We start from the raw sequence: 21,411 nt of genomic DNA, 5'->3' as shown, positions 1-21,411 counted from the left end.
ATGAATATACGCCCATACTACCTCTGGATTAGCTTGATCATCATTCCAAGTTTAGCTACTGCTCAGCAATACCAGCTAAAAAATGATATGGTACGTTCGGGGAGAGTCCGTTATTTCCCAAACGGAAAACGCAATGTTATTATTGACACCGACTCTGCAAAACAGCTACTATTAGATCCAGACCAGGTACTCTGGTTTGAGAAGGGTCGTTTTCGGTTTGAACCAGTATCCAATTTTACTGTGCACGTTAAGCGTGGAGAAAGTTTGCATGTAACTCATGACTTTGCCATCGTTCAGGATACTGGTGCTGTCTGCCTGCTGGTGCACGATCTGTTGATAAGTCCAGAGCTTTCCTCTAGATCTTATCTTTTAAGAAGGCGCGGCGAAAAAAAACTAATCGTCATTCACGATAACAGTAATGAGTTTGACGATGGCAACTTTTCTTCTCACGATCAAAAGCTGTTGCTGAAAGTATTCAGCAACAATCCGAACTTGCGCCAGCTGCTACGGCAGCAGAATCTTACTTGCCGTAACTTGCCTGAATACGTGCGTCACTATAACCGGCAGGTTAATTCTGTACGCTAAACCTCTTCCCATGTCCCGCATCCTCACCGGCATTCAGAGCACCGGCCGCCCGCATTTGGGCAACCTGCTCGGCGCCATCCTGCCCGCCATTGAACTCTCCAAAAGCAGCGCCAACGAAAGCCTGCTGTTCATTGCCGACCTGCACTCTTTGACCACCGTGCGCGACGCCGAGCTGCTGCGCCAGAACACCTACGCCGTGGCCGCCTCCTGGCTGGCCTGCGGCTTCGATACCGACAAGAACCTGTTCTACCGCCAGTCCGACGTGCCGCAGGTGACGGAGCTGACGTGGTACCTGAGCTGCTTCACGCCCTTCCCGATGCTGGCCAACGCCCACTCGTTCAAGGACAAGAGCGACCGGCTTTCCGACGTGAATGCGGGTTTGTTCACGTATCCGGTGCTGATGGCGGCTGATATTCTGCTCTACGACGCGGAAATCGTGCCCGTGGGCAAAGACCAGGTGCAGCACCTGGAAATTGCCCGCGACATTGCCTCGGCCTTCAACAACCGCTACGGCGAAACCTTCGTGCTGCCCCAGTCGCGGGTGGACGAGCAGATCCAGACCATCCCCGGCCTCGACGGGCAGAAGATGAGCAAGAGCTACGGCAACATTATCGACATCTTCCTCGATGACAAGGCGCTGCTGAAGAATATCAAGCTCATCGTATCGGACAGCACCCCGCTGGAAGCCCCCAAAAACCCCGATACCGACACCACCTTCAAGCTGTTCTCCCTACTGGCCACGCCCGAACAAACCGCCGAGATGCGCCAGAACTACCTGAACGGCGGCTACGGCTACGGCCACGCCAAACAGGCTTTGTACGAGGTTATCCGAAGTCGTTTTGCCACCGAGCGGGAGCAGTTCAACTTCTACATGAACAACCTGCCCGAAGTGGACCGCAAGCTGGCCGAAGGTGCCGCCAAAGCCCAGGCTTACGGTTCCGAAGTGCTCAATAAGGTGCGCGAGAAAGTAGGCTACCAGAAGCGGTAACCGTCATTGCGAACATGTGGCGAATGAAGCCTGTGTCGAAGCAATCCTTCCTTCACGCAGCGCTTAATATCGACTTACGCAAAAGCCCCTGACGACCGTGCTGACGTCAGGGGCTTTCTGCTTATTTAGGGCTTGTCACTTCGGGGAGGAAGGATTGACGCCGCTTGATGCGCGGAATGTCGTGCCTCCTCGCAATGACAGAACATCAAACTCACCACTTCACAATTTCACCTTTCAGTACGGCAGGCCATCGATAGTGGGGTGGCGCTGCTCGTGGTAGAAGCTGAAGCCGACTTTGCTGCCGCGGCTGACCTGCTGGTTTTCCAGCTTCTGCTTCACCGAAATCTTCTGGATATCGGTGAGCGGGGGCGCAATCAGGTCGTTGTTGACGGCGGCAATCATGGCGCTTTCCACGAACAGGCGCAGGCTGTCCGGCGTCACGGGGTTGTCCGACATATCGTTGTCGGGCAGCTCCAGCTGCTGCACGCCTTCCAGGAAATAGTGGCTGTCGATGTTGATGAGCAGGCGGCCCACCAGGTAGCCGGGGTCGTTGAGGCGCTGGTACTTGATGCTGTCGGCCATGAAGTTGTAGGCCATAATGTGGCCGAAAAACCGTCGGCGGAAGTCCTCCGCCACGTATTTCGTATCCATTGGGCCGTAGTCGTCGGGGAAGGTGACGATGTTGGAGTGCATCACAAACACCAGCAGATCGCCGCTGAAACGGATGTGAAATTCCATGTCGTTCACCGGCCGGTACTCGATGATAACCGAGGAATCGACGGGCGAAATGCGGCGGCTCAGCTCCACCACCAGCTCCTGCGACACCTTGCGCAGCATATCAAACGTGGCCAGCGTGTTGCGGTAAATGGCCTGCTTCACCGACGACTTCTGCTTGAGACCGTCGGAAATCAGGTCGAGGCGGTCCTGCGGGGAGGGGGCCGGCTCGCCGGGGGCATTCGGCGCGTTGCCTTCGGAGTTAGGCGTACCAGTCGTGGCGGACGCTACGTGGGGGGCGCCGGGCGTTCCGTCGTCAGTTTGGGGTAGGGTGGCGGGAGTGATGGGGGGCAGTTCGTCCATGTAGTAACAACGCAGCGGCAACCGGCCAGACCGGCTGCCAGTGGAACAAAGGCGCGGCCGAAGCCCGCACCCGGAAAGTAGTCTGTACGCAAAGTAGCGGCCCGGAAGTTTTGCGCGACGCAGTAGCGCGAACTTTGTAGTTCGCGCTACTGCGTCGTTCGGACGGTTTCGTTTCTACGGCACGGGGGCGCGAACTACTAAAGTTCGCGCTACTGTGTGCGCTACTCTGACCCGAAGGCCGGTGGCGCACTCAGGGCTGCCGCCACCGGCCACGCGCTGCTGCGGAACGCCACCGTACGCACGCCCGCGTACGGGAAGCCGGGCGCGGGCGGCAGCAGCATGGGCCGGGCCAGCGGGTGGGCCAGCGCCTCCCCTACTGTGCGCACCGCGCCGGCCGGCACCGCCAGTTGCTCCAGCTGAGTTAGCAGCTCCCGGCCGGGCACTTCAGCAATACGCTGGGCCAGTATTTCTTCCAGGGCGACGCGGTGCGTTACCCGGTCGGGGTTGCGGCGGAAGCGGACGTCGTCGGCCCACTCGGGGCGGTGTAGCACGGAGCAGAGGTGGCGAAACTGGCGGTCGGCACCCACGGCCAGCAGCAGGCGCGTGCCGTCGTGGGCCGTGTACACGGTGCCGTATGGCACGATGCTGGGGTGGCCCGAGCCCAAAGGCTGCGGCTCCCGGCCCGTGACGAGGTAGGTGGCGGCCTGGTTGGCCAGCGAGGCCAGTGCGCTATCCAGCAAACTCACCTGCACCAGCGCGCCCCGGCCGGTTCGCTCGCGGCGGTAGAGGGCCGTGAGTACACCCTCCTTAAGCTGGTGCGCGGTGAGCAAATCAATGAGGGCCACCGGCATTTTCTGGGGCGGCTGGCCGGGGCCGGGGGCGTTGAGGTGCATGAAGCCGGTTTCGGCCTGCAGCACGGCATCGTAGCCGGCGCGGGTTTCGGTGGGGCCGTAGCCGGTGATGTGGCCGTAGATCAGGCGCGGGTTCAGGGCCGCCAGCGTGGAATAGTCGGCGCGGAGCTTCTCGGCGTCGCCGGGCTTGTAGCTGGTCAGCACGATGTCGGCGGCGGCGGTTAGCTGGTGCAGGGCGGCCTGGCCGTCTTCGGTGGTCAGGTCCAGTGGCTGGCTGCGCTTGCCCCAGTTGGCGCTGCTGAAATAGGCCGTGACGGTGGTAGCGGGGTCTTCGGCCGGGGTGCGCCAGGTGCGCGTCACGTCGCCGGCCGGGGCTTCCAGCTTCAGCACATCGGCCCCCAGCTCGGCCAGAAACTGGCCCACCTGCGGCCCGGCCAGCACCGAGGCCAGCTCCAGCACGCGCAAGCCAGCCAGTGGGAGTTCTTCGGAAGCAGATGCGGATTCAATCATCGGCGCAAGAAACGCAAAGCCCCCGAATCAGGCCCTGCCCCCTGTTCTCACGGGCCGCCGCCTGAATTTCACCCGACACCGCGTGTTTGGGATAGGATGCCGGGTAAAAATCACGGGACGTCCCGTGTTTGCGACGGGATGCCGGATGATTTTTACCCGACGTCGAGTGAAAACTACGGGACGTCGCATGTTTGCGACAGGACGTCGAGTGAAAATCATCCGGCATCCCGTGTTTGAGACGGGCCGTCGGGTAAAAATCACAGGACGTCGGGTAAAATCTACTCGGTATCGCATGATTTTTACCCGGCGTCCCGTCCCGGGTTTACATGCAGCCGAAGCGGTAGAGATGCTTCGGCTGCGCTCAGCATGACGTTCTTTCCTCAGCGTAGCACCCGCCCGAATCTACCGGCAGCCGGCCCGCGCAAACACCGGAAACACCACCTCCCGCTCACCAAGCCCCCAGAGGCGCGTTACCTCGTCAGCCAGCAGCAAAACCGCATCCTGGCCGTGCTGCTGCTGGAATTTCACTACGCTCGACCAGGTGCGCAGGTAGTTCAGAAACCACTCCGCCGACCACTGCCGCCGCACCTCGAAACGGGCAGTTTGCACCTCGGCAAACGGGAACGGCAGGCGGGCGTACTCGTCGGTGATGTGCCATCGGTTGTCGTCCCAGTAGGGCCGCATGGTATCGTTGTGGAAGTGCTGCACCAGCGCATCCAGCGCGGGGCTGATGCGCAGCAGGCCGTAGCCCCACTCGGCCACCACGCCGCCGGGTTGCAGCACGCGGTGCACCTCGGCGTTGAACGCGGCCATATCAAACCAATGTACGGCCTGGGCCACCGTTACCAGATCGAAGCTGGCGGCAGCAAACGGCGTGTGCTCGGCCGGGGCTTGCTGGTAGGTGATGTTGGGCTGGCTGTCCGCCTGGGCCAGCTGCGCCGCGCTGATGTCGGTGGCCTCCACCTGCCCGAAGTGCTCGGCCAGCACAGCGGCCACCTGCCCGTTGCCGGTGGCACAGTCCCAGGCCTGGGCGCGGCCCGGCACCTGCGGCAGCAGCCAGTCGTAAAGCGCCGCCGGGTAGTCGATGCGGTAGCGGGCGTAGAGGTCGGCCTGGGCAGAGAATCGGTCGAGCATGGGTGGCTGGGTGGTTGAACTAGTGGATTGGAGATAAACAGAACGTCATTCCGAGCCTGCGAGGAATCTCGCGTGCTGATGTTGCAGGGTTAGCTATACGGTTGCAACGAAGCGGTAGAGATTCTTCGACTTCGCTCAGCATGACGAGTACCAGTACAACGTCAGCACGCAAGATTCCTCGCAGGCTCGGAATGGCGTTCCGAAAGGGACATTCTTGAAACGACGTTCACGGAATGCCGTTCTTGCCAACCCGTTCTAACGTGTGGTTACCCAACAACGATTAACGCCCATGTCCTCCCCCATCCAAACCGGCCTGCTGGCTTACGGCATGTCGGGCCGTATTTTTCACGCGCCGTTTCTGAGCACGCACCCGGGCTTTCAGCTGCGGGCCGTGGTGGAGCGCAGCCGCAAGCAGATGGCCCAGCACTACCCTGACATCATTAGCTACGACAGCGTGGCTGAGTTGCTGGCCGACCCGCAGCTGGAGCTGGTGGTAGTAAACACGCCCAACGACACCCATTTCGCCCTTGCCAGGCAGGCGTTACAGGCCGGCAAACACGTGCTCATCGAGAAGCCCGTGGCTACCACCGTGGCCGAGTTGGACGAGCTCCTGGCCCTGGCCGCCGCGCAAAACCGGCACGTGCTGGCCTACCAGAACCGCCGCTGGGACTCCGATTTTCAGCTGGTGCGTCAGGTGGTGGAAAGCGGCCAGCTGGGCCAGCTCACGGAAGTGCACTTCCGCTTCGACCGGTATAAGGCCGCCCTCAACGCCAAAACCTTCAAGGAAGACCCAGCCGTAGCGGGCAGCGGCCTGAGCTTCGATTTGGGCCCGCACGTGCTGGATCAGGCCCTAAGCTTGTTTGGGCAACCCGAGCACGCCCACGTCACGCGCGCCAGCCACCGCCCCGGCTCCCGCGTTGATGACTATTTCCACATGCACCTGCAGTATCCACAGGGCCTGAATGTGTTTGTGGCCGGCAGCCTGCTCACGGCCGCGGCCGGTCCGGCCTACGTGCTGCACGGCACGCTCGGCTCGTTCCAGAAAAGCCGCGCCGACGTGCAGGAAGCCCAGCTCGACCAAGGCCAGCTGCCCACCGCCGCCACCTACGGCCACGAGCCCGCCGGCCAGGAAGGCACCCTCACGCTGGTGCCAGCCCCCGGCGAAACCCAGGTTTCCCGCCTTGCCGCGCCCCAGGGCCAGTATCAGGATCTGTTCGAAGCCGTGCATCAGACCATCCGCCACGGCCAGCCCTTCCCGGTGCGCCCCGAGCAGCTGCGCTGGCAGTTGGAGATGCTGGCGGGTAAAGGCTAAAAAGAACGTCATCATAATTAGAACGTCATTCCGAGCGGAGCGAGGAATCTCGCGTGCTGATGTTGTAATACTAATCCAACGTCAGCACGCGAGATTCCTCGCTCCGCTCGGAATGACGTTCTATTCGCGCTACTACTGCCTCAACCTCAACCGCACACAAATCCCGTTATCTTTGTTTCAATCCAATCCAGCGGTTTGCTGACCGAGACGCAAGGTCAGCCCTCTATCATCTTAACGAAGCTGTACCTTGACGTTTCACGAGTTCAACCTGCACGATGACCTGCTCGCGGGCATCGATGCCATGAATTACCAGAATGCCACGCCCATTCAGGAGCAGGCCATTCCCCGCATTCTGGAAGGCAAAGATCTGATTGCCTGCGCCCAGACCGGCACCGGCAAAACCGCCGCCTACCTGCTGCCGCTGCTCGACAAGATTTCGCACGCCAAGCACGGCACCACCTCCACGCTGGTGCTGGTGCCCACCCGCGAGCTGGCCACCCAGATCGACGAGCAGGTAACGGGCTTCGGCTACTTCGTGGAAGCTAGCTCCATTGCCATCTACGGCGGGGGCAAATCCGAAGGCTGGGAGCAGCAGAAGCGCGCCCTCACCTCCGGCGCCGACATCATCATTGCCACGCCCGGCCGCCTCATTGCCCACATGCAGATGGGCTACGTGAAGTTCGAGGACCTGAAGTATCTGGTGCTGGATGAGGCCGACAAGATGATGGACATGGGCTTCTCCGATGACATCCTCAACATCGTGCGGCAGCTGCCCAAGGAGCGCCAGACGCTGCTGTTCTCGGCCACCATGCCCAGCAAAATCCGCGACTTTTCGCAGCAGCTGCTCAAGAGCCCCGAGGAAATCCGCCTGGCCGTATCCAAGCCCGCCGCCGGCATCGACCAGCAGTTCTACATGGCCTTCGACCGCCAGAAGATCTACCTGCTCGAGCACATCATCAAAACCCAGGACGTGCAAAGCATGGTACTGTTTACCAGCCAGAAAGCTGCTGTGGGCGGCATTGTGAAGGCCATTAATAAACTGGGCATTGAGGCCCGGGGCATCAGCTCCGACCGCACCCAGGAGGAGCGCGAAGAAATCATGCGCGCCTTCAAAAACAAGCAGTTCCCCATCCTCGTCGCTACCGACGTACTGAGCCGGGGCATTGATATCGACTCCTTGAGCCACGTGGTGAACTACGACATCCCGCGCGCCGCCGAGGATTACGTACACCGCATCGGACGCACGGCGCGCGCCGCCACCAAAGGCACGGCCATCACCTTCATTGCCGACCAGGACCAGGACCGCGTGCTCAAAATCGAGAAGCTGATTGAGCGCGAGGTAGAAAAGCAAAGCATCACCGAGGCCATGGGCCTGGGCGAAGCCCCCGAATTCGACCCCAAACGCTTCAGCGGCCTGCGCGGCAAAATCGGCGGCCGGCCCGAGCGTGGCCCCCGCAGCGGCGGTTCCGGCGGCGGCGGTGGCCGCGACCGAGGCCCTCGTCCCGAAGGTGGCGGCGGCAGCCGCGACGGTGGCCGCCCCAACCGTGGCGACGGCAAGCCCGACGCCGACCAGCTGGCCCGCATTGCCAAAGCCCAGGCGGCCCTAGCGGCTCTCGATGCCGGCCAAGCCCCATCCCAGCCCTACCAGCGCCCACCCCGCGAAGACCGCCCCGAGGGCAGCGAAAGCCGCCCCCGCCGTGAGCCGCGTGAACCCCGCGCCCCGCGCCCCGAAGGCGAAGCCCGCCCACCTCGTGAGCCCCGCGCTCCGCGTCCGGAAGGCGAGGCCCGCCCACCCCGGGAGCCCCGCGCTCCGCGCCCCGAAGGTGAAGCCGCCGCTGAGCCACGGGCCGAAGGCGACAAAGCCGAAGGCCAGCGTCGCCGCAAGCGCGGGGGCCGCAACCGCTCCGGCCGTGGCCCTCGCCCTGAGGGCGAAGCATCCGCTGAAGCCTCTGCCCCGGTAGCCCCGGCCGCTGAATAATTCAGCCAGCCCACACCAAAACGGCCCCGTTGCATGTGCAGCGGGGCCGTTTTTGGTTTAGGATGGTTGGTGACATCAGCATGGGACTTTACGCATCCATAATATATTTTAGCCCTTGCCTCTGGTTAATATATGGCCATTGGACGGTGTAGAGACGCAATATTTTGCGTCTCATCGTTGAACGACCGAGAGCGTGCATTCTAAACAACATCAACAACGACGAGACGCAAGATATTGCGTCTCTACACCGTCCGATCTGCGAGGAACTAACTCGGCTCGTCGAGGCGGCGCTGGAGCTGCGCGGCAAAATCGGAGGGCAGGCGGGCGGTGGAGGGGGCCTGCGCGGTGAGGCGGGCGGCGCGGGCCAGGGCCGGACTCTGCACGGCGTAGCGTCGGCAATAGGCGCACAGGTGCAAGTGGGCCCACAGCTGCACCCGCTCGGCTAGAGGCAGCTGCTGGTCGGCGCGGCGCTCAATGAGCAGGGTGGCGCGCTGGCAGTCGGAAATGAAGGTGCGCATACGTTACGAACGGGGAGTGGAGCCGAACCAGTTCTTTTCGAGGCAGCGGCGCAGGTGAAGTTTCAGGCGGTGTACGATAACCCAGTAGTTGGCGGCCGTCAGCTGCAGCGCCGCGCAGATTTCCTCCGCCGATAGTTCCTCGGCGAAGCGCAGCACAAACACGGCCCCGTGCTGGGGCGAAAGCCGCTGCTGGCAGCTGCGCAGCACGGCCTGAAACTCCTGCTGCTCCAGGTCGTCTTCGCCGCTGGGCGCGGCCCAGTCGGCGGGGCCCTGGCCGGGCTGCCAGTGGCCGGTATCGGGCCGGAAGAACTCGGCCTCGGGGGCCTGCTCGGGCAACACGGGCAGCGGCACGAAGGGTGAGCGGGCCTGCCGCCGGTAAAAGTCCACGACTTTGCGGCGCAGAATCACAAACAACCAGGTGCGCTCCGAGGCCTCCCCGCGAAAGGAAGCCAAGGCGTCGAGGGCGCTGCAAAGCGTGTCCTGCACCAACTCCTGCGCCTCCTCCGCCGAGGCTACCCGGCTCAGGGCGAAACGGTACAGGTCGTCGCCGTAGCGGGCGAGCCACTGCGCGGGCTCGGGCACCAAAAGGGCCATGCGGGAAAGGATAGGTGAAGGTGAGGAAAACCCATCTGGCGGGCTCCGGCAAGTAACGCAAATATCCTGGAGCGCGGATTGACCACTGCCAAGTATACTTCGGCCATTACAGGCTGGCGTGCCAGTCGTAGCCCCGGGCGGCCCAGTAGTCGGCCGGGCGCTCCGCCACGAAGGCCAGCGTGCCGATGCGCTTGAGCTGCTTGATGCCGTACTTGCGCGGCGTGATGAGGCGCAGCGGCGCACCGTGCTCCGGCAGCAGCGGACGGCCGTTCATCTCGTAGCACAGCAGGGTTTGGGGGTGCAGGGCGCTGGCCATATCGAGGCCCACGTAATAGGCGTCGTCGGGGGTGCGCAGGCTTACGTAGGGCGCTGTTTCAGCGGAGGGAAGGGTAGCCAGCGGGTAGCGGACCAGGAAATCGGTGAGGCGCACGCCGGCCCAGGTAACCACCGTGCTCCAGCCCTCAATGCACTTGAGTTCGGTGGTCATTTCGGTGCGGGGCAACGCCTGCAGCTCGGCCAGGGAGAACTCCCGAACCGGCTGCCCGCCGAAACCTTCCACCCGCAGCCGCCACGCGGCCGTATCCAGCGGCTGATCCAAGCCTACCGAGCCGTTGGCGCGGGGCGTGCGGGCCTGGCTGCGCGGAAACTCGGGGGCCAGCTGGGTAGGGCTGAGCAAGGTGGCCGCTACGCGGGCGTTGGCTTCCAGGCTGGCGCGCAATGGCCCTGGCACGCCCATCACCTCGGGCTGGCCTAGCAGCCAGCGCCAGCCGCCCAGGCCCGCCAGCGCGGCCAGCCCGCCCACCAGAAAGGCCCGCCGGGAACGGCGCGTCACTTCCCGCTCCAGAGCAACGTCAGCAGCAGCAGCGGGTGGCGTGGCGGGCGGCTGCGGGAGGGATGATTCGGATTGCATCGGGCAGTACGGTAAATGAGTGTTGGAAAAGGGTTGATTTTATAGCGTTTTTGCGAACCATTCACCCCGTCGTAGAGACGCAATATTTTGCGTCTCGTCGTTGAACGGCACTGCGCTTTGGTCAACTTCAGCAACGACGAGACGCAAAATATTGCGTCTCTACAACAGGATACACCTCAAGTGAAACCGTGATACTACCACGGTGGCGCGCTGCAGTCAGCTACCCTGTCTGAGCCACGTTCTGCTACCAAGGCCGGGCCAAGGGCGGGGAACTGAGCAACGGGCCTCCGGCTAGGGGCGCATGGGCAGCGGCGGCACAGCTGGCATAGGATTGCCACTGCCGGAGGCCGCATCCAGCGCGGCGGCGAGCGGGGCAGCCGCGGCCGTGGGGGCGGAGTCTTCTACCACTTCAAAGCCGGCTACCATAGCCCGGAAGTTGTTCCAGCCGGCCCGCACCACCTGGGCAATGTGCACCAGAAAAAACAGCACGTACCCAATGGTCAGGGCGAAATGCTCCAGGCGGGCCCACTCGTAGCCGCCCAGCGCAGTGGTGAGGCCGGCCAGCTGGGTGGGTTTGTAGATGGCCAGGCCGGTGAGCAGCGAGCCGGCCCCCATCAGCACCACCGAGGTGTAGGCCAGCTGCTGGGCCCCGTTGAATTTGGCGGGCGGCGGCGGGTCGCGGCGCAGGCCCACGTCGTGCAGCAGGGTGTGCCAGGCGCTGCGGAGCGTGCCCCGCTGCGGCACCAGGTACCGCCACTCGCCCGAAATCAGGGTGTAGCTCACGTACAGCAGCCCATTGAGGGCAAACACCCACATCAGCACGAAGTGCCAGCTCATGCCCTTGGCCAGCTTGTGGTCCATGTGCAGCACATCGTACACCGACTGCGGGAAAAATCGCAGCAGCGTGGTATCGCCCCACCCGAGCCGGTACACGTCGTTGGCCCAGTAAATCAGCAGGCCGCTCCAGATCATGAGGGCCAGCACCGGGAAATTGAGCCAGTGAAACCAGCGGATGGCCAACGGGTGCTTTTCAACGAGGCGAGGCATAGGACACAGGGCGTTTGAGGGGAGAAACCAGCAGACGGCTAGCCGCCGCTACCCCGATAGACGCCTGCCCGCCGGCCACCTTACACCGGAGCCAAAAAATATTTTTCGGGGGTAGTTGTAAGGCCGGAAGCGGTGGCGCGTCTAGCCGGGTAGCCGCCGCCGTTGGCTGGCCCTGTTTGCCTTCTGTATGAAACTACTGCTTGTAGCCGGTCTGGCTTTCGGAAGTCTGCCGCTCACCTCCCCCATTCCGCTGCCTGGCTCACCTGCCGGGCCGGCACCGGCCCGCGTGCCGGTGGCCGTGGAGCTGTTCACGTCCGAGGGCTGCTCCAGCTGCCCCGCCGCCGATGCCGCGCTACGGGAGTTGGAAGCCAGCCAGCCGGTGCCGGGCGTGGAAATAGTGGCCCTGGGCCAGCACGTGGACTACTGGAACCGCCTGGGCTGGAAAGATGCCTTCTCCTCGGAGCAGTTCACCCAGCGCCAGCGCACCTACGCCGCCGGCTTCGGCTCGGGCTCCTACACGCCCCAGGCCGTCATCAATGGCCGCTATGAGCTGGTGGGCAGCCAGCGAACCAAGCTGCTGGAAGCCATTGCGCAGGCGGCCCGCGCGCCGCGCGCCACCGTGCAGCTCAGTGGCCCCGCCGCCGCCCTGCGCGTGCAGGTGCGCGACCTGCCCGTCGGCACCGGCCCGGCCGACGTGCTGCTGCTCATCACCGAAACCGGCCTCACCACCCAAATCGGGCGGGGCGAAAACGCCGGGCGGCTGGTGCGCCACGCCGCCGTGGTGCGGGAGCTGCGCCCGCTGGGTGCGGTAGCCGCCGATGGCACGTTTGGGGCCACGCCCGCGCTCCGGCTGGCGCCGCAATGGCAGCAAAGCCACCTGCGGGCGGTGGTGCTGGTGCAGGAGCGCGCCAGCCACCGCGTAGTGGGCGTGGGCAGTCTGCCGCTCAGCCCTGCCGGCTAGGCCCGGCCAGCTTACGGCCGCCACCTGCGCAGCTTTCAACTCAGCATACCGTTCACTCTTCATTGCTTTTCCCATGACTACCCGCATACTAGGCCTCTTGCTGCTCGGCCTGAGCCTGGGCGCCTGCCAAAAGGAAACTACCGAACCCACTGCCCCCGCTACCACCACCACGCCCCCGGCCGGCACGCTCACGGTGGTGCGCAAGGGCATTGTACAGCCCCAGGGCGGCGTGCCCAGCTCAGGCACCGTGGACCTGGTGCGCGACACCGCGGGCAAGGAATTTCTGCGCTTCAACGCCGATTTCATGACCGATTTTCACACCGGCTCGCTCACCATCTACCTAGCCAAGTCGGCCGAGTTGATTCGGGTGCAGCGGGGGCGCGGGGCCGAGAACGTGCTGAGCGTGGGCGTCATCACACAGTCGGGGGCGCAGGTGCTGGCCGTGCCGGCGGCTTCGGCGGGCTTCTCGCACGTGGTGCTGCACTGCGAGCCGGCCCAGTACAACTTCGGCGCGGCGGCTCTGCAATGAGACGCGCCGCCCGCGCCGGGTGGCTGCTGGCCGCCGCGCTGCTGCTCGCGGCCGAGGCCCAAGCCGGTGGCGGCTGGACGCGCAAAAAGAAGCGCGGCTACGCCAAGGCCGGCCTAACCACCGTCAGCACCACGCGCTACCATCCGCTCAGCGGCCCCACCATCGAAACGGCCCGGTTTCGGCAGCAGGTATACAGCCTCTACGCCGAGTACGGCCTCACCGACCGCCTAGAGTCCACCCTCAACTTTCCGGTTTTCCGGCGCGCCGCCTACGCTACCGTCACGCCAGGCCGGGGCGTTGGCGACCCGGAAGTGGGCCTGCGCTACGGGCTGCTGCGCGGGGCCTGGCCGCTGGCCGTGGGCCTGAGCGTGGAAGCGCCGCTGGGCAACCCGCGCGCCCGCGGCTTCGACCGCACCGACCCGCGCGTATTCGTGGCCCTGCCCACCGGCGACGGGGAGTGGAACGTCTGGACGCGGGCGGCCCTCTCGCACAGCCTGAGCCGTTGGCCGGCCTTTTTCACGGTGGAAGCGGGCTACAACCAGCGCACCGCCGGCTTCACCAGCCAGTACAGCTACGGGGCGCAGGCCGGCTACCACCTGCGGAAAAAAGCCTGGCTGACGGCCACGTTCCGCACCCTCGACAACGTGCGCCCACCCGACCCTAACCGGCCGGGCAGCATCGGGCTAGGCGAGGGCGTGGCGTATTCCACGGCAGGGCTGGGCGTGAGCTTCGAGGCCACCCGCCACCTGCGCCTCACCACCGACTGGGCCACCGGTTTCGGCCGGCTGCGCAACGTGTACTCGGGCCAGCAACTCACGTTTGGGGTGGCCGTGGAATGGTAATCGGGCCTCGGCCGCTGCCAAAAAAAGTTCTGCGCCTGCTGTAAGGACCGCCGCCGGGCGGCGTCTATCCGGGCAACACCACATATGTTTCACGTTTCACTTTTCCCCTCTTCCCCATGCGTACCAACCTGTTCTTCGCCCCCGGCTCCCTGCTGCTCGTCGCCGCTTTCTGCCTCAGCACGCTCCTGCCCGCCCCCGCCCTAGCCCAGGGCGACAAAATGCAGGGCGATAAGATGAAAACCGATAAAATGACCGACAACAAGATGGCCGACGGAAAGATGGCTGATGGTAAGATGTCGGACGGAAAGATGACCGACAGCAAGATGGCTGACGGGAAAATGGCCGATGGCAAGATGGCTACCGGCAAGATGGGTTCGGCAAAAACCGCCAAGAAAGCCCCCAAAGCTAAAATGGCCGACCACAAAATGGACAAGATGTAACCACGTCCCGCCTGCCGGCTGCTGCCACGCCGGAAGCTCCTTGCCACCACAGACCGCGCCCCGGCTACTTGCGTAGTCGGGGCGCGGTCTGTGGTGGCTACCCTATGTAGCAGGCCGGGTAGCTTCAACTGTTCACCAGCGCAAAAGCATCGGCCCGCGACGCCCGCTCCAGCTCGTAGACCTGGGCCGTCTGGCCCACCCGGATTTCGTCGTCGTCGTGGGCGAGGCCGGCCAGTAGCTCATCGGCCACCTGCTGCGGCGGAATACCGTTGGCCCCGCCGATTTCGGCCGAAAACTCGGTATCTACCAGCGGCGGCAGCAGCTCGAACACCCGGATGTTGGTGGCCTTCAGCGTATGGCGCAACGACTGCGTGTAGGAATGCACGGCGGCCTTACTGGCCGAATACGTAGGTCCGCCTACCGACGGTACGTAGGCCACGATGGACGTGACGTTGATAATAGCCGCCGTGGGCTGGGCGCTCAGCACCGGCAGCAGCAGCTCCGTCAGGCGAATCAGGGCCAGGTAGTTGGTGTTCATTTCGGCGCTGGCCTTCTCGAAGGCGTTGGCCCCGGCCACCAGCTGGTAAGCCGAAGCCTGCCCCGCGTTGTTGATGAGCACACTCAGGTCGCCGAACTGGGCCTGCACCTGCTGCACCAGGCGGTTCACGTCGGCGGCGCTGTTCACGTCGGCCGTGATGATGGCCGCGCCGGGCACCTGTTCGGCGGCTTTGCGCAGCTTGGCCTCGTTGCGGCCCACCAGAATAACGCGGTTGCCGGTGGCCGTGAGGGTTTTGGCAATGGCCAGGCCGATGCCGGAGCCGCCCCCGGTGATGAGGACGGTTTGGTTGGAAATATTCATGTGGTCAGGAAAATTAACAAGTATTTAAATTTCTGTTTGACAAGCATTTACCTCTGCCACGCAGCGGCAGTAGCGCGAACTTTGTAGTTCGCGTCTCCGCGCGGTTGGAGTGGCGTTAGTAGCGCGGGGACGCGAGCCACAAAGTTCGCGCTACTGCCCCAACGCCGTTGCAGCTAAAGTCCTGCGTAACAGCAGGTATTCGTGCTACTCCTGACAGCACTGCCCGCCGCCGGAAGTGTGGTGAGCTGGTGCCCCGGCAGGTGCGCCGGTGCTATTGCACCTGCACCACCACTTTGCCCCTGGCCCGGCCGCTTTCCACGTAGGCCAGCGCCTCGTTGGTTTGGGCGAAGGGGAAAACCTTATCTACCACCGGCCGGATGATGCCCGCTTCGATGAGCCGGGTGATTTCGCCCAGCTGCCGGCCATCGGCCCGCATAAACAGGAAGGTGTAGCGCACGCCCAGCTTGCGGGCCTGGCGGCGGATGCCGAAGCTCAGCAGGCCGAACACCAGGCGCAGGTACCACGGCAGCCCCGCCGCGCGGGCAAACGTGCCATCGGGCGGGCCGGTGATGGACACGGCCACGCCACCGGGCCGCAGAATCCGCAGCGACTTTTGCAGCGTCGGGGTGTCCTGGCTGTTGAGCACCACGTCGTAGCCGCTGAGCAGGGTTTCGAAGTCCTGGGTTTTGTAGTCAATCACGAGGTCGGCACCCAGGCGCTTGACCCAGTCGGCGTTGGCCGCGCTGGTGGTGGTGGCCACGTAAGCCCCCAGGTGTTTGGCCAGCTGAATGGCCACGGTACCCACCCCGCCCGAGCCGGCCTGAATGAACACCTTCTGACCTTTTTTGAGCTGGGCCACTTCCACCAGCGCCTGCCAGGCCGTGAGGGCCACCAGCGGCACGGCCCCGGCCTCGTTAATGCTCAGGTTAGCGGGCTTGCGGGCCACGTCGGCCTGCGGCACGGCCACAAACTCAGCAAAGGTCCCGATGTGCTGGTCGGCCGGGCGGGCGTACACCTCGTCGCCGATCTTGAACTGGCTCACGCCCGCGCCCACGGCCGCCACCACGCCCGCCACGTCGTGGCCCAGCACAAACGGCGGCTTGTAGGGCAGAATCAGCTTAAACTCCCCGTTGCGCACTTTGGCATCCAGCACGTTGAGGCCGGTGGCGTGTACCTCCAGCAGCACCTCGCCGGCCTGCGGGGCGGGCCTGGGAACGTCGGTGAGCTGGAGCTTCTCGGTTTTGCTGTAACGGGTTACTACGAAAGCTTTCATGGTGCAAGTCGTTGGTAGGATGCGAATAAGCCGTTGGTGCTAGGCCGCGCTGGCGGGGCTGAAGCGGCCCATCAGGTTGATGGTAGCACGGCGCGGCAGCGCCCGGCTGAAGAACACGAGCAGCCGGTTCATCGCGCCCGAAACCACGCGGGGCCGGGTGCGCTTGCGCAGCGCCCGCACCAGCTCCCGGGCCACGGCCTCCGGGGTTTGCATGGCCGAAAATCTGTCGTTGCCGCCGCCCGCCGCCGTGTGGAAGCTGCTGCCGGTAGCGCCGGGGTTGAAGCTCATCACGTACACGCCCCTCTCCTTCATTTCCCACCACAGCGTTTCGCTCAGGATGCCCACAAAGGCCTTGGTGGCCGTGTACACGCCCGTACCGGGCAGCGAGGTCAGGCCCACGGTTGAGGCCGTATTCACCAGCGCGTCGCCGCGCCGCGCCTGCCGCAGGTAGTGGTGGGCCAGCACCACCTCCGCGTCCATGTTCAGGTGCATCAGTTCCAGTTGCTTATCGAGGGGCAGGTCGGCAAAACGGCCGTAGATGCCCGCCCCGGCGTTGTTGATGAACGCATCGTAACGGTTCTCGTCGATGTGGCGGGCCACCAGGTGCATGCCGTCCGGCGTGGCCAGGTCGGCGGCCAGCACGCTGTGGCCGCTGCCGGCCAGGCTCACCAGGGCCGTTTGCAGCTTTGCGGGGTTGCGGGCCACGAGGGTGAGGACGGCCCCTTCGGCGGCCAGCAGGCGGGCCGCCGCCAGACCGATGCCGTCACTACCACCGGTTATCAGAATCTTTTTCATGGAACAAGGAAAATGAGGTGAGCGAAAGGCCCGCCGGCTTGGCAGGAATTATTACTAGTGAAAATAAAAAGAACAGTGTTCAGTAAACGAGCAAAAAAAATGCTAGAGCGCCCTTCTGATCAACTCGTGGAATAAGTTCAGCGCCTCGTGCATGGCCGCCTCGCGGCGCTCCTCGGGCATCACCACCAGCCGCTGCCGCAGGTGTAAAGCGGCCAGTCCATGCACGTTAGCCCATATCATAAGCGCCGCGCTATCAGCCTTTTGCGGCCTGAATACGCCGGTATCAATACCGCGCTGCACGATGCTCACCACCTGCGCAAACGCGGAGCCGCCGCCGGGCCAGGCATTGGCCCCGGCGCAGGCCTGGGCCGCTACCATCGGGCCGTTCATGATAAACATCAGCTCGAACAGCTCGGGGTGGCGAAACGCAAACCCAAGCAGCTGCTCGCCCACGGCCCGCAGCTGCTCGGCGGGGTGTTCTATGGCTTCCAGCACCTTCAGTTCCTGGGCCAGCTGCCCAAACCCCTGGGTCTGCAGATCCAGCAGCAGTTCGTTTTTATCCTTGAAATACAGGTAGATAGTAGCCGGGCTGTACTCAATGGCATCGGCAATATTGCGCATGCTCACCTTCTCAAAGCCCTGCTCCGTGAACAGGTGCAAAGCCGCCTCCAGAATAGCTTGGCGGCGTTCGGTTTTCTCGCGCAACTTTCGATCAGCAATGCCCACAGCAGATTATCCTTCTTGATTACACTGCAAATGTAGTGAACAGTGTTTATTTTTCTGTTAGCTTTGAAAAAATAAATATTCGCAGCGGCCAGAATGAGCCGTAATGCCCTCTTTAACAAACCATTCAGAAGATACTTGAAGCATAGGAGAACGTGCCGCTGAGCGCAGCCGAAGCCTCTTTACCGCTCCGCCCGAGCTATGCAGCGAAGCGGTAAAGAGGTTTCGGCTACGCTCAGCAGCAAGGGCTACGTACTTCGCAAACAACTTCTCCCGGATGAATACTTCACTCCGCTTGCTCGTCCCATGAATCCTTCGCCACCCGCTCCCACCATCGTCTTTATCACGGGGGCCGTTGTTACGGCGGCGTGCTGGGACAACTGGAAATCGTTCTTTGAAGCAGCAGGCTACACCTGCTACGCGCCCGACTGGCCCCACAAGGCGGCCCCGGCGGCAGTGCTACGCGGGCAGCACCCCCACTCGCCCATCGCCCGGAACAGCCTGGCCGACGTGCTGAAGGTGTACACCGACTTTATTGCGCAGCTGCCGGCTCCGCCCATCGTTATCGGGCACTCCTTTGGAGGGCTCATCGTGCAGCTGCTGTTACAGCAAGGCACGGTGGCGGCGGGCGTGGCCATCGAGTCGGCGCCGCCGCTGGGCGTGGTGGTGCCTAGCCGGACGCTGGTGCGGGCGGTGCTGCCGATGCTGGGGCTGTTTTCGTCGTTACAGACGACGTTTCTGCCCACCTTCGCGCAGTGGCAGTACGCCATTGCCAACGGCCTGCCCCGGGCCGACCAACGGGCGTACTACGAGAAGCTGGCCGCGCCGGAATCGAAAAGAACGATTCGGGGCGCGCTCAGCTGGCAGGCGCGCGTCAACTTCCGGCGGCCCCACGCGCCGCTGCTGTTTCTGGCCGGCGGCACAGACCGGATCATGCCCGCCGCCCTCAACCGCGCCAACTACCGCCGCTACCGTCACCCCGCCTCCATCATCGAGTATCACGAGCTACCCGGCCGCAGCCACGCCATGCTGGGCCAGCCCACCTGGCGCGAGGATGCGGAACTGGTACTCCGCTGGCTGCTTGGTCTGCCTGGTTGATGGGCTTTGCTAAGATTGGTAATTAACCCAATAACTGATTGCGTACGGTTGCGAAACCGCTATTTTTTCGGCCTTACTCTTTCGCTGAATAGCCCGATAACTACGAAAACCTGCTGGATAACGCTGTCTTGCATTTCCGCCTGATACTGGTTTATGAGTAGTTGCAACGCACGTAATTCGCGGCCAATTTTCCTGTATTCTGCTTCCAGAGTAGCGGAGGCAACGGTAAGTCTGGCAAGCTCCTCGGCTACGCGCAACCGATACTCTGACAACGAATATCCACCATTAGCACCGCCCCAAACCACATCGGCCGCTGCATCATCCTGCCCGTCATCCTCCCACCCGCAGATGGCGCAAATCTCGTAGCCAGCCCGCTCACTTAGTGTTGGATAGCCGCAAGCGGGACAGGTATTCAGTTTCGCTGCTTCATCCTTTGGCTTATCGAGGCAACACTCTATTTCCGGCAAAGCAGCCGCGAAAAACCGCCGCCTTTGCTGAAGCTCCTGTGGTTGTGCTACATTAGTTTCCATTGCACTTACAGCACCTGCCCCAGCCCGAACAGCAGCGTGAACACCAGCGTGGTGAGGGCCATTTGTTTGAGCAGCGGGTCGAGCTGCATACTATCTTGGCGCTGCCACACGGCCAGGGCGTTGCGCACCAGCAGCGGGGCGCTCAGCAGAAACAGCCACTGCCACGCCGAGCGGTAGGTGAGCAGCACGTAGGCCACGGCGCACACTAGGCCGGCCGTGAGCAGCACTACGTGGTAGCTGCGGGCCCGCTGCGGCCCCAGGCGCACCGGAATGGTGATTTTGCCGGCCAGCGCGTCGGAGCGGATGTCGCGGATGTTGTTCACGTTGAGCACGGCCGTGGCGAAGCAGCCCAGCGCGGCGGCGGGCAGCAGCACCGGTAGCGGCAGCGTGCCGGCCTGCAGAAAATACGTGCCGCACACGCCCACCAGCCCAAAAAACACAAACACCGACAAGTCGCCGAGCCCGGCGTAACCGTAGGGTTTGGAGCCGGCCGTGTAGTTCACCGCCGCCCAGATGGCCGAGAGGCCCAGCACGAAAAACGCCAGAAACACCCACGCCCCGGCTGCGCCCAGCGCCACCCACAGCAGCAGCAGCCCGCTCAGCAACGACAGGGCCCCGAATAGGCCCATGCCCTTCTTCATCTGCGCCGGCGTGATGGCCCCGCTCTGCACGGCCCGCTGCGGCCCCTCACGGTGCACGCTGTCGGCGCCGTTCTGCGAGTCGCCGTAGTCGTTGGCCAGGTTGCTCAGGATTTGCAGCAGGATGGTGGTGAGGGCCGCCAGCCCGACTACGCTACCCCGAAACTGGCCGTGGCTGGCCGCCAGAAAGCCCCCGGCCATGATGCTGGCCAACGCCAGCGGCAACGTGCGCGGCCGAAACGCCGAAATCCAGGCTTTGGCGGGGCTAACAGGTACGGGAGCAGCGGGAGAAGAAGTGGCCATGAAAGTATTTTTGAGTTGCGTGCGAAGGCGCAGCTCTTCAGAAATGCGTGTTGGCAGGTGCGGCCTGAACGATGTAGAGACGCAATAGTTGGAGTCTCGTCGTTGCTGGTATTGTTTAATCAGCGCAACTCTAGTCGTTCAACGACGAGACGCAAGATATTGCGTCTCTACATCATTCAGACTTCCCCGTTTCCAGAGTGGCGATGCGTGCGGCAGTCAGCTCGTTGAAATGAGTCACGACCAGGTCGGCATGGCTCAGGTCCTGGAGGGGCGAGTGGATGCTGTTGTAGCCGATGCAATAGAGGCCGGCGGCTTTGGCGGCCGTCACGCCGTTGGCAGAGTCCTCGATGACCACGCACTCGGCGGGCGGGGCCGAGGCCAGCGCGGCGGCCTGGACGAAAATGGCCGGATCGGGCTTGGAACGCGGGAAATCCTCGCCGCTGAGCAGGTGCGTGAAGTACTGCCCCAGGGCAAACCGCCGCATCACCCGGTCAATGGTGGAGTGCGAGGCCGACGACGCCAGAATCAGCTCCAGACCGTGCCGGTGCAGGTCTTCGATGAGGCGGCGCACCCCGTCGAGCAGCTCCAGATCAGGCTTCTCATCGAAGGCCCGGTTGAAGAACTCGCGCTTGCCCATCACCAGGTCAGTCACCTCGTGCGGCAGGCCGTGCTTTTCGCGCAGGTGCTGGTACACGTTCTTGGTCGAGCGGCCGGTGAACTGCGCGTACTCGTCGTCCGTTACCCCGATGCCCAGTTCCTCGAAGTGGCGGAAATAGGCGTAGCGGTGCACCGGCTCGGTGTCGACGATAACGCCATCCATATCGAAAATAACCGTGCGAACCATGGGCAGTAGAGGCTTGATACGGCCGCGAAGGTAGGCAACCCGCCGGCCACTACCGCGCCCGCAACCGGCCTC

Annotated in this window: 23 protein-coding genes; 9 read left to right on the top strand and 14 right to left on the bottom strand. The window is 63.5% G+C overall.

Features of this window, described 5'->3' with window-relative positions; genetic code table 11:
- Positions 1-33: 33 nt before the first annotated feature.
- Together EI293_RS06355 and trpS are read left to right on the top strand one after the other, a co-directional pair.
- Complete coding sequence (locus EI293_RS06355; RefSeq protein ID WP_125436324.1) at positions 34-585, top strand: hypothetical protein; 552 nt, start codon at positions 34-36, stop codon at positions 583-585.
- 10 nt (positions 586-595) lie between these two features.
- Entirely contained in the window at positions 596-1,573 is a 978-nt protein-coding gene (trpS, locus tag EI293_RS06350; protein WP_125436323.1) for a tryptophan--tRNA ligase, read from the top strand.
- A 234-nt stretch (positions 1,574-1,807) separates the two neighbouring features.
- Here the strand turns inward: trpS and EI293_RS06345 are convergent, their stop codons facing one another.
- The 3 genes from EI293_RS06345 to EI293_RS06335 all read right to left on the bottom strand — a co-directional run bounded on the left by EI293_RS06345 (position 1,808) and on the right by EI293_RS06335 (position 5,145).
- On the bottom strand, positions 1,808-2,650 hold the full coding sequence (locus EI293_RS06345; protein WP_125436322.1) for a hypothetical protein: 843 nt from the start codon (positions 2,648-2,650) through the stop codon (positions 1,808-1,810).
- Positions 2,651-2,871: 221 nt separating this feature from the next.
- Positions 2,872-4,011 (bottom strand): CaiB/BaiF CoA transferase family protein, encoded by a 1,140-nt coding sequence (locus tag EI293_RS06340; RefSeq protein ID WP_246010561.1) that lies wholly within the window; start codon positions 4,009-4,011, stop codon positions 2,872-2,874.
- Between the two features lie 402 nt (positions 4,012-4,413).
- The gene (locus tag EI293_RS06335; protein ID WP_125436321.1) at positions 4,414-5,145 is read right to left on the bottom strand and encodes a class I SAM-dependent methyltransferase; all 732 of its coding nucleotides are present in this window, start codon (positions 5,143-5,145) and stop codon (positions 4,414-4,416) included.
- A 289-nt stretch (positions 5,146-5,434) separates the two neighbouring features.
- Between EI293_RS06335 and EI293_RS06330 the strand changes: the two genes are divergently transcribed.
- Positions 5,435-6,457: a Gfo/Idh/MocA family oxidoreductase gene (locus EI293_RS06330; protein WP_125436320.1), complete on the top strand. Its 1,023-nt coding sequence runs from the start codon at positions 5,435-5,437 to the stop codon at positions 6,455-6,457.
- A gap of 247 nt (positions 6,458-6,704) precedes the next feature.
- The gene (locus EI293_RS06325) at positions 6,705-8,435 is read left to right on the top strand and encodes a DEAD/DEAH box helicase (protein ID WP_125436319.1); all 1,731 of its coding nucleotides are present in this window, start codon (positions 6,705-6,707) and stop codon (positions 8,433-8,435) included.
- Between the two features lie 266 nt (positions 8,436-8,701).
- Here EI293_RS06325 and EI293_RS06320 read toward each other — a convergent pair whose 3' ends face one another.
- From EI293_RS06320 to EI293_RS06305, 4 genes are all read right to left on the bottom strand, one after another.
- Entirely contained in the window at positions 8,702-8,953 is a 252-nt protein-coding gene (locus tag EI293_RS06320) for a hypothetical protein (protein ID WP_125436318.1), read from the bottom strand.
- A gap of 3 nt (positions 8,954-8,956) precedes the next feature.
- Positions 8,957-9,547, bottom strand: coding sequence for a sigma-70 family RNA polymerase sigma factor (locus EI293_RS06315; RefSeq protein ID WP_125436317.1), 591 nt, complete (start codon positions 9,545-9,547; stop codon positions 8,957-8,959).
- A 106-nt stretch (positions 9,548-9,653) separates the two neighbouring features.
- A complete protein-coding gene (locus tag EI293_RS06310; protein WP_125436316.1) occupies positions 9,654-10,457 on the bottom strand; it encodes a molybdopterin-dependent oxidoreductase in 804 nt (267 codons plus the stop codon).
- A gap of 291 nt (positions 10,458-10,748) precedes the next feature.
- Positions 10,749-11,504, bottom strand: a complete 756-nt coding sequence (locus EI293_RS06305; protein WP_125436315.1) for a cytochrome b/b6 domain-containing protein — start codon at positions 11,502-11,504, stop codon at positions 10,749-10,751.
- 187 nt (positions 11,505-11,691) lie between these two features.
- Between EI293_RS06305 and EI293_RS06300 the strand changes: the two genes are divergently transcribed.
- From EI293_RS06300 to EI293_RS06285, 4 genes are all read left to right on the top strand, one after another.
- On the top strand, positions 11,692-12,465 hold the full coding sequence (locus tag EI293_RS06300) for a DUF1223 domain-containing protein (protein ID WP_125436314.1): 774 nt from the start codon (positions 11,692-11,694) through the stop codon (positions 12,463-12,465).
- Positions 12,466-12,538: 73 nt separating this feature from the next.
- Positions 12,539-12,994: a hypothetical protein gene (locus tag EI293_RS06295; RefSeq protein WP_125436313.1), complete on the top strand. Its 456-nt coding sequence runs from the start codon at positions 12,539-12,541 to the stop codon at positions 12,992-12,994.
- Positions 12,991-13,836: a hypothetical protein gene (locus EI293_RS06290; RefSeq protein WP_125436312.1), complete on the top strand. Its 846-nt coding sequence runs from the start codon at positions 12,991-12,993 to the stop codon at positions 13,834-13,836. The genes EI293_RS06295 and EI293_RS06290 overlap by 4 nt, the downstream gene beginning before the upstream one ends.
- 116 nt (positions 13,837-13,952) lie before the next feature.
- Positions 13,953-14,276: a hypothetical protein gene (locus EI293_RS06285; RefSeq protein WP_125436311.1), complete on the top strand. Its 324-nt coding sequence runs from the start codon at positions 13,953-13,955 to the stop codon at positions 14,274-14,276.
- Positions 14,277-14,400: 124 nt separating this feature from the next.
- Here EI293_RS06285 and EI293_RS06280 read toward each other — a convergent pair whose 3' ends face one another.
- The 4 genes from EI293_RS06280 to EI293_RS06265 all read right to left on the bottom strand — a co-directional run bounded on the left by EI293_RS06280 (position 14,401) and on the right by EI293_RS06265 (position 17,908).
- Positions 14,401-15,135, bottom strand: a complete 735-nt coding sequence (locus tag EI293_RS06280; RefSeq protein WP_125436310.1) for an SDR family oxidoreductase — start codon at positions 15,133-15,135, stop codon at positions 14,401-14,403.
- 271 nt (positions 15,136-15,406) lie between these two features.
- On the bottom strand, positions 15,407-16,408 hold the full coding sequence (locus EI293_RS06275) for an NADP-dependent oxidoreductase (RefSeq protein WP_125436309.1): 1,002 nt from the start codon (positions 16,406-16,408) through the stop codon (positions 15,407-15,409).
- 39 nt (positions 16,409-16,447) lie between these two features.
- Positions 16,448-17,203, bottom strand: a complete 756-nt coding sequence (locus tag EI293_RS06270) for an SDR family NAD(P)-dependent oxidoreductase (RefSeq protein WP_125436308.1) — start codon at positions 17,201-17,203, stop codon at positions 16,448-16,450.
- A 102-nt stretch (positions 17,204-17,305) separates the two neighbouring features.
- Positions 17,306-17,908 (bottom strand): TetR/AcrR family transcriptional regulator, encoded by a 603-nt coding sequence (locus tag EI293_RS06265; RefSeq protein ID WP_170170275.1) that lies wholly within the window; start codon positions 17,906-17,908, stop codon positions 17,306-17,308.
- A 324-nt stretch (positions 17,909-18,232) separates the two neighbouring features.
- Between EI293_RS06265 and EI293_RS06260 the strand changes: the two genes are divergently transcribed.
- Positions 18,233-19,024, top strand: coding sequence for an alpha/beta hydrolase (locus EI293_RS06260; protein WP_170170274.1), 792 nt, complete (start codon positions 18,233-18,235; stop codon positions 19,022-19,024).
- A 59-nt stretch (positions 19,025-19,083) separates the two neighbouring features.
- Here EI293_RS06260 and EI293_RS06255 read toward each other — a convergent pair whose 3' ends face one another.
- From EI293_RS06255 to EI293_RS06245, 3 genes are all read right to left on the bottom strand, one after another.
- Positions 19,084-19,554 carry a CPCC family cysteine-rich protein gene (locus tag EI293_RS06255; RefSeq protein ID WP_125436305.1) on the bottom strand — a complete coding sequence of 157 codons (471 nt, stop codon included), beginning with the start codon at positions 19,552-19,554 and terminating at the stop codon, positions 19,084-19,086.
- A gap of 5 nt (positions 19,555-19,559) precedes the next feature.
- Positions 19,560-20,495 carry a 1,4-dihydroxy-2-naphthoate polyprenyltransferase gene (locus EI293_RS06250; protein ID WP_125436304.1) on the bottom strand — a complete coding sequence of 312 codons (936 nt, stop codon included), beginning with the start codon at positions 20,493-20,495 and terminating at the stop codon, positions 19,560-19,562.
- 172 nt (positions 20,496-20,667) lie between these two features.
- Entirely contained in the window at positions 20,668-21,339 is a 672-nt protein-coding gene (locus EI293_RS06245; RefSeq protein ID WP_125436303.1) for an HAD family hydrolase, read from the bottom strand.
- Positions 21,340-21,411: the final 72 nt, after the last annotated feature.

The organism is Hymenobacter perfusus, assembly GCF_003944765.1.
Classification (GTDB): Bacteria; Bacteroidota; Bacteroidia; order Cytophagales; family Hymenobacteraceae; genus Hymenobacter; species Hymenobacter perfusus.
This window is presented reverse-complemented; position numbering and strand designations above follow the sequence as displayed.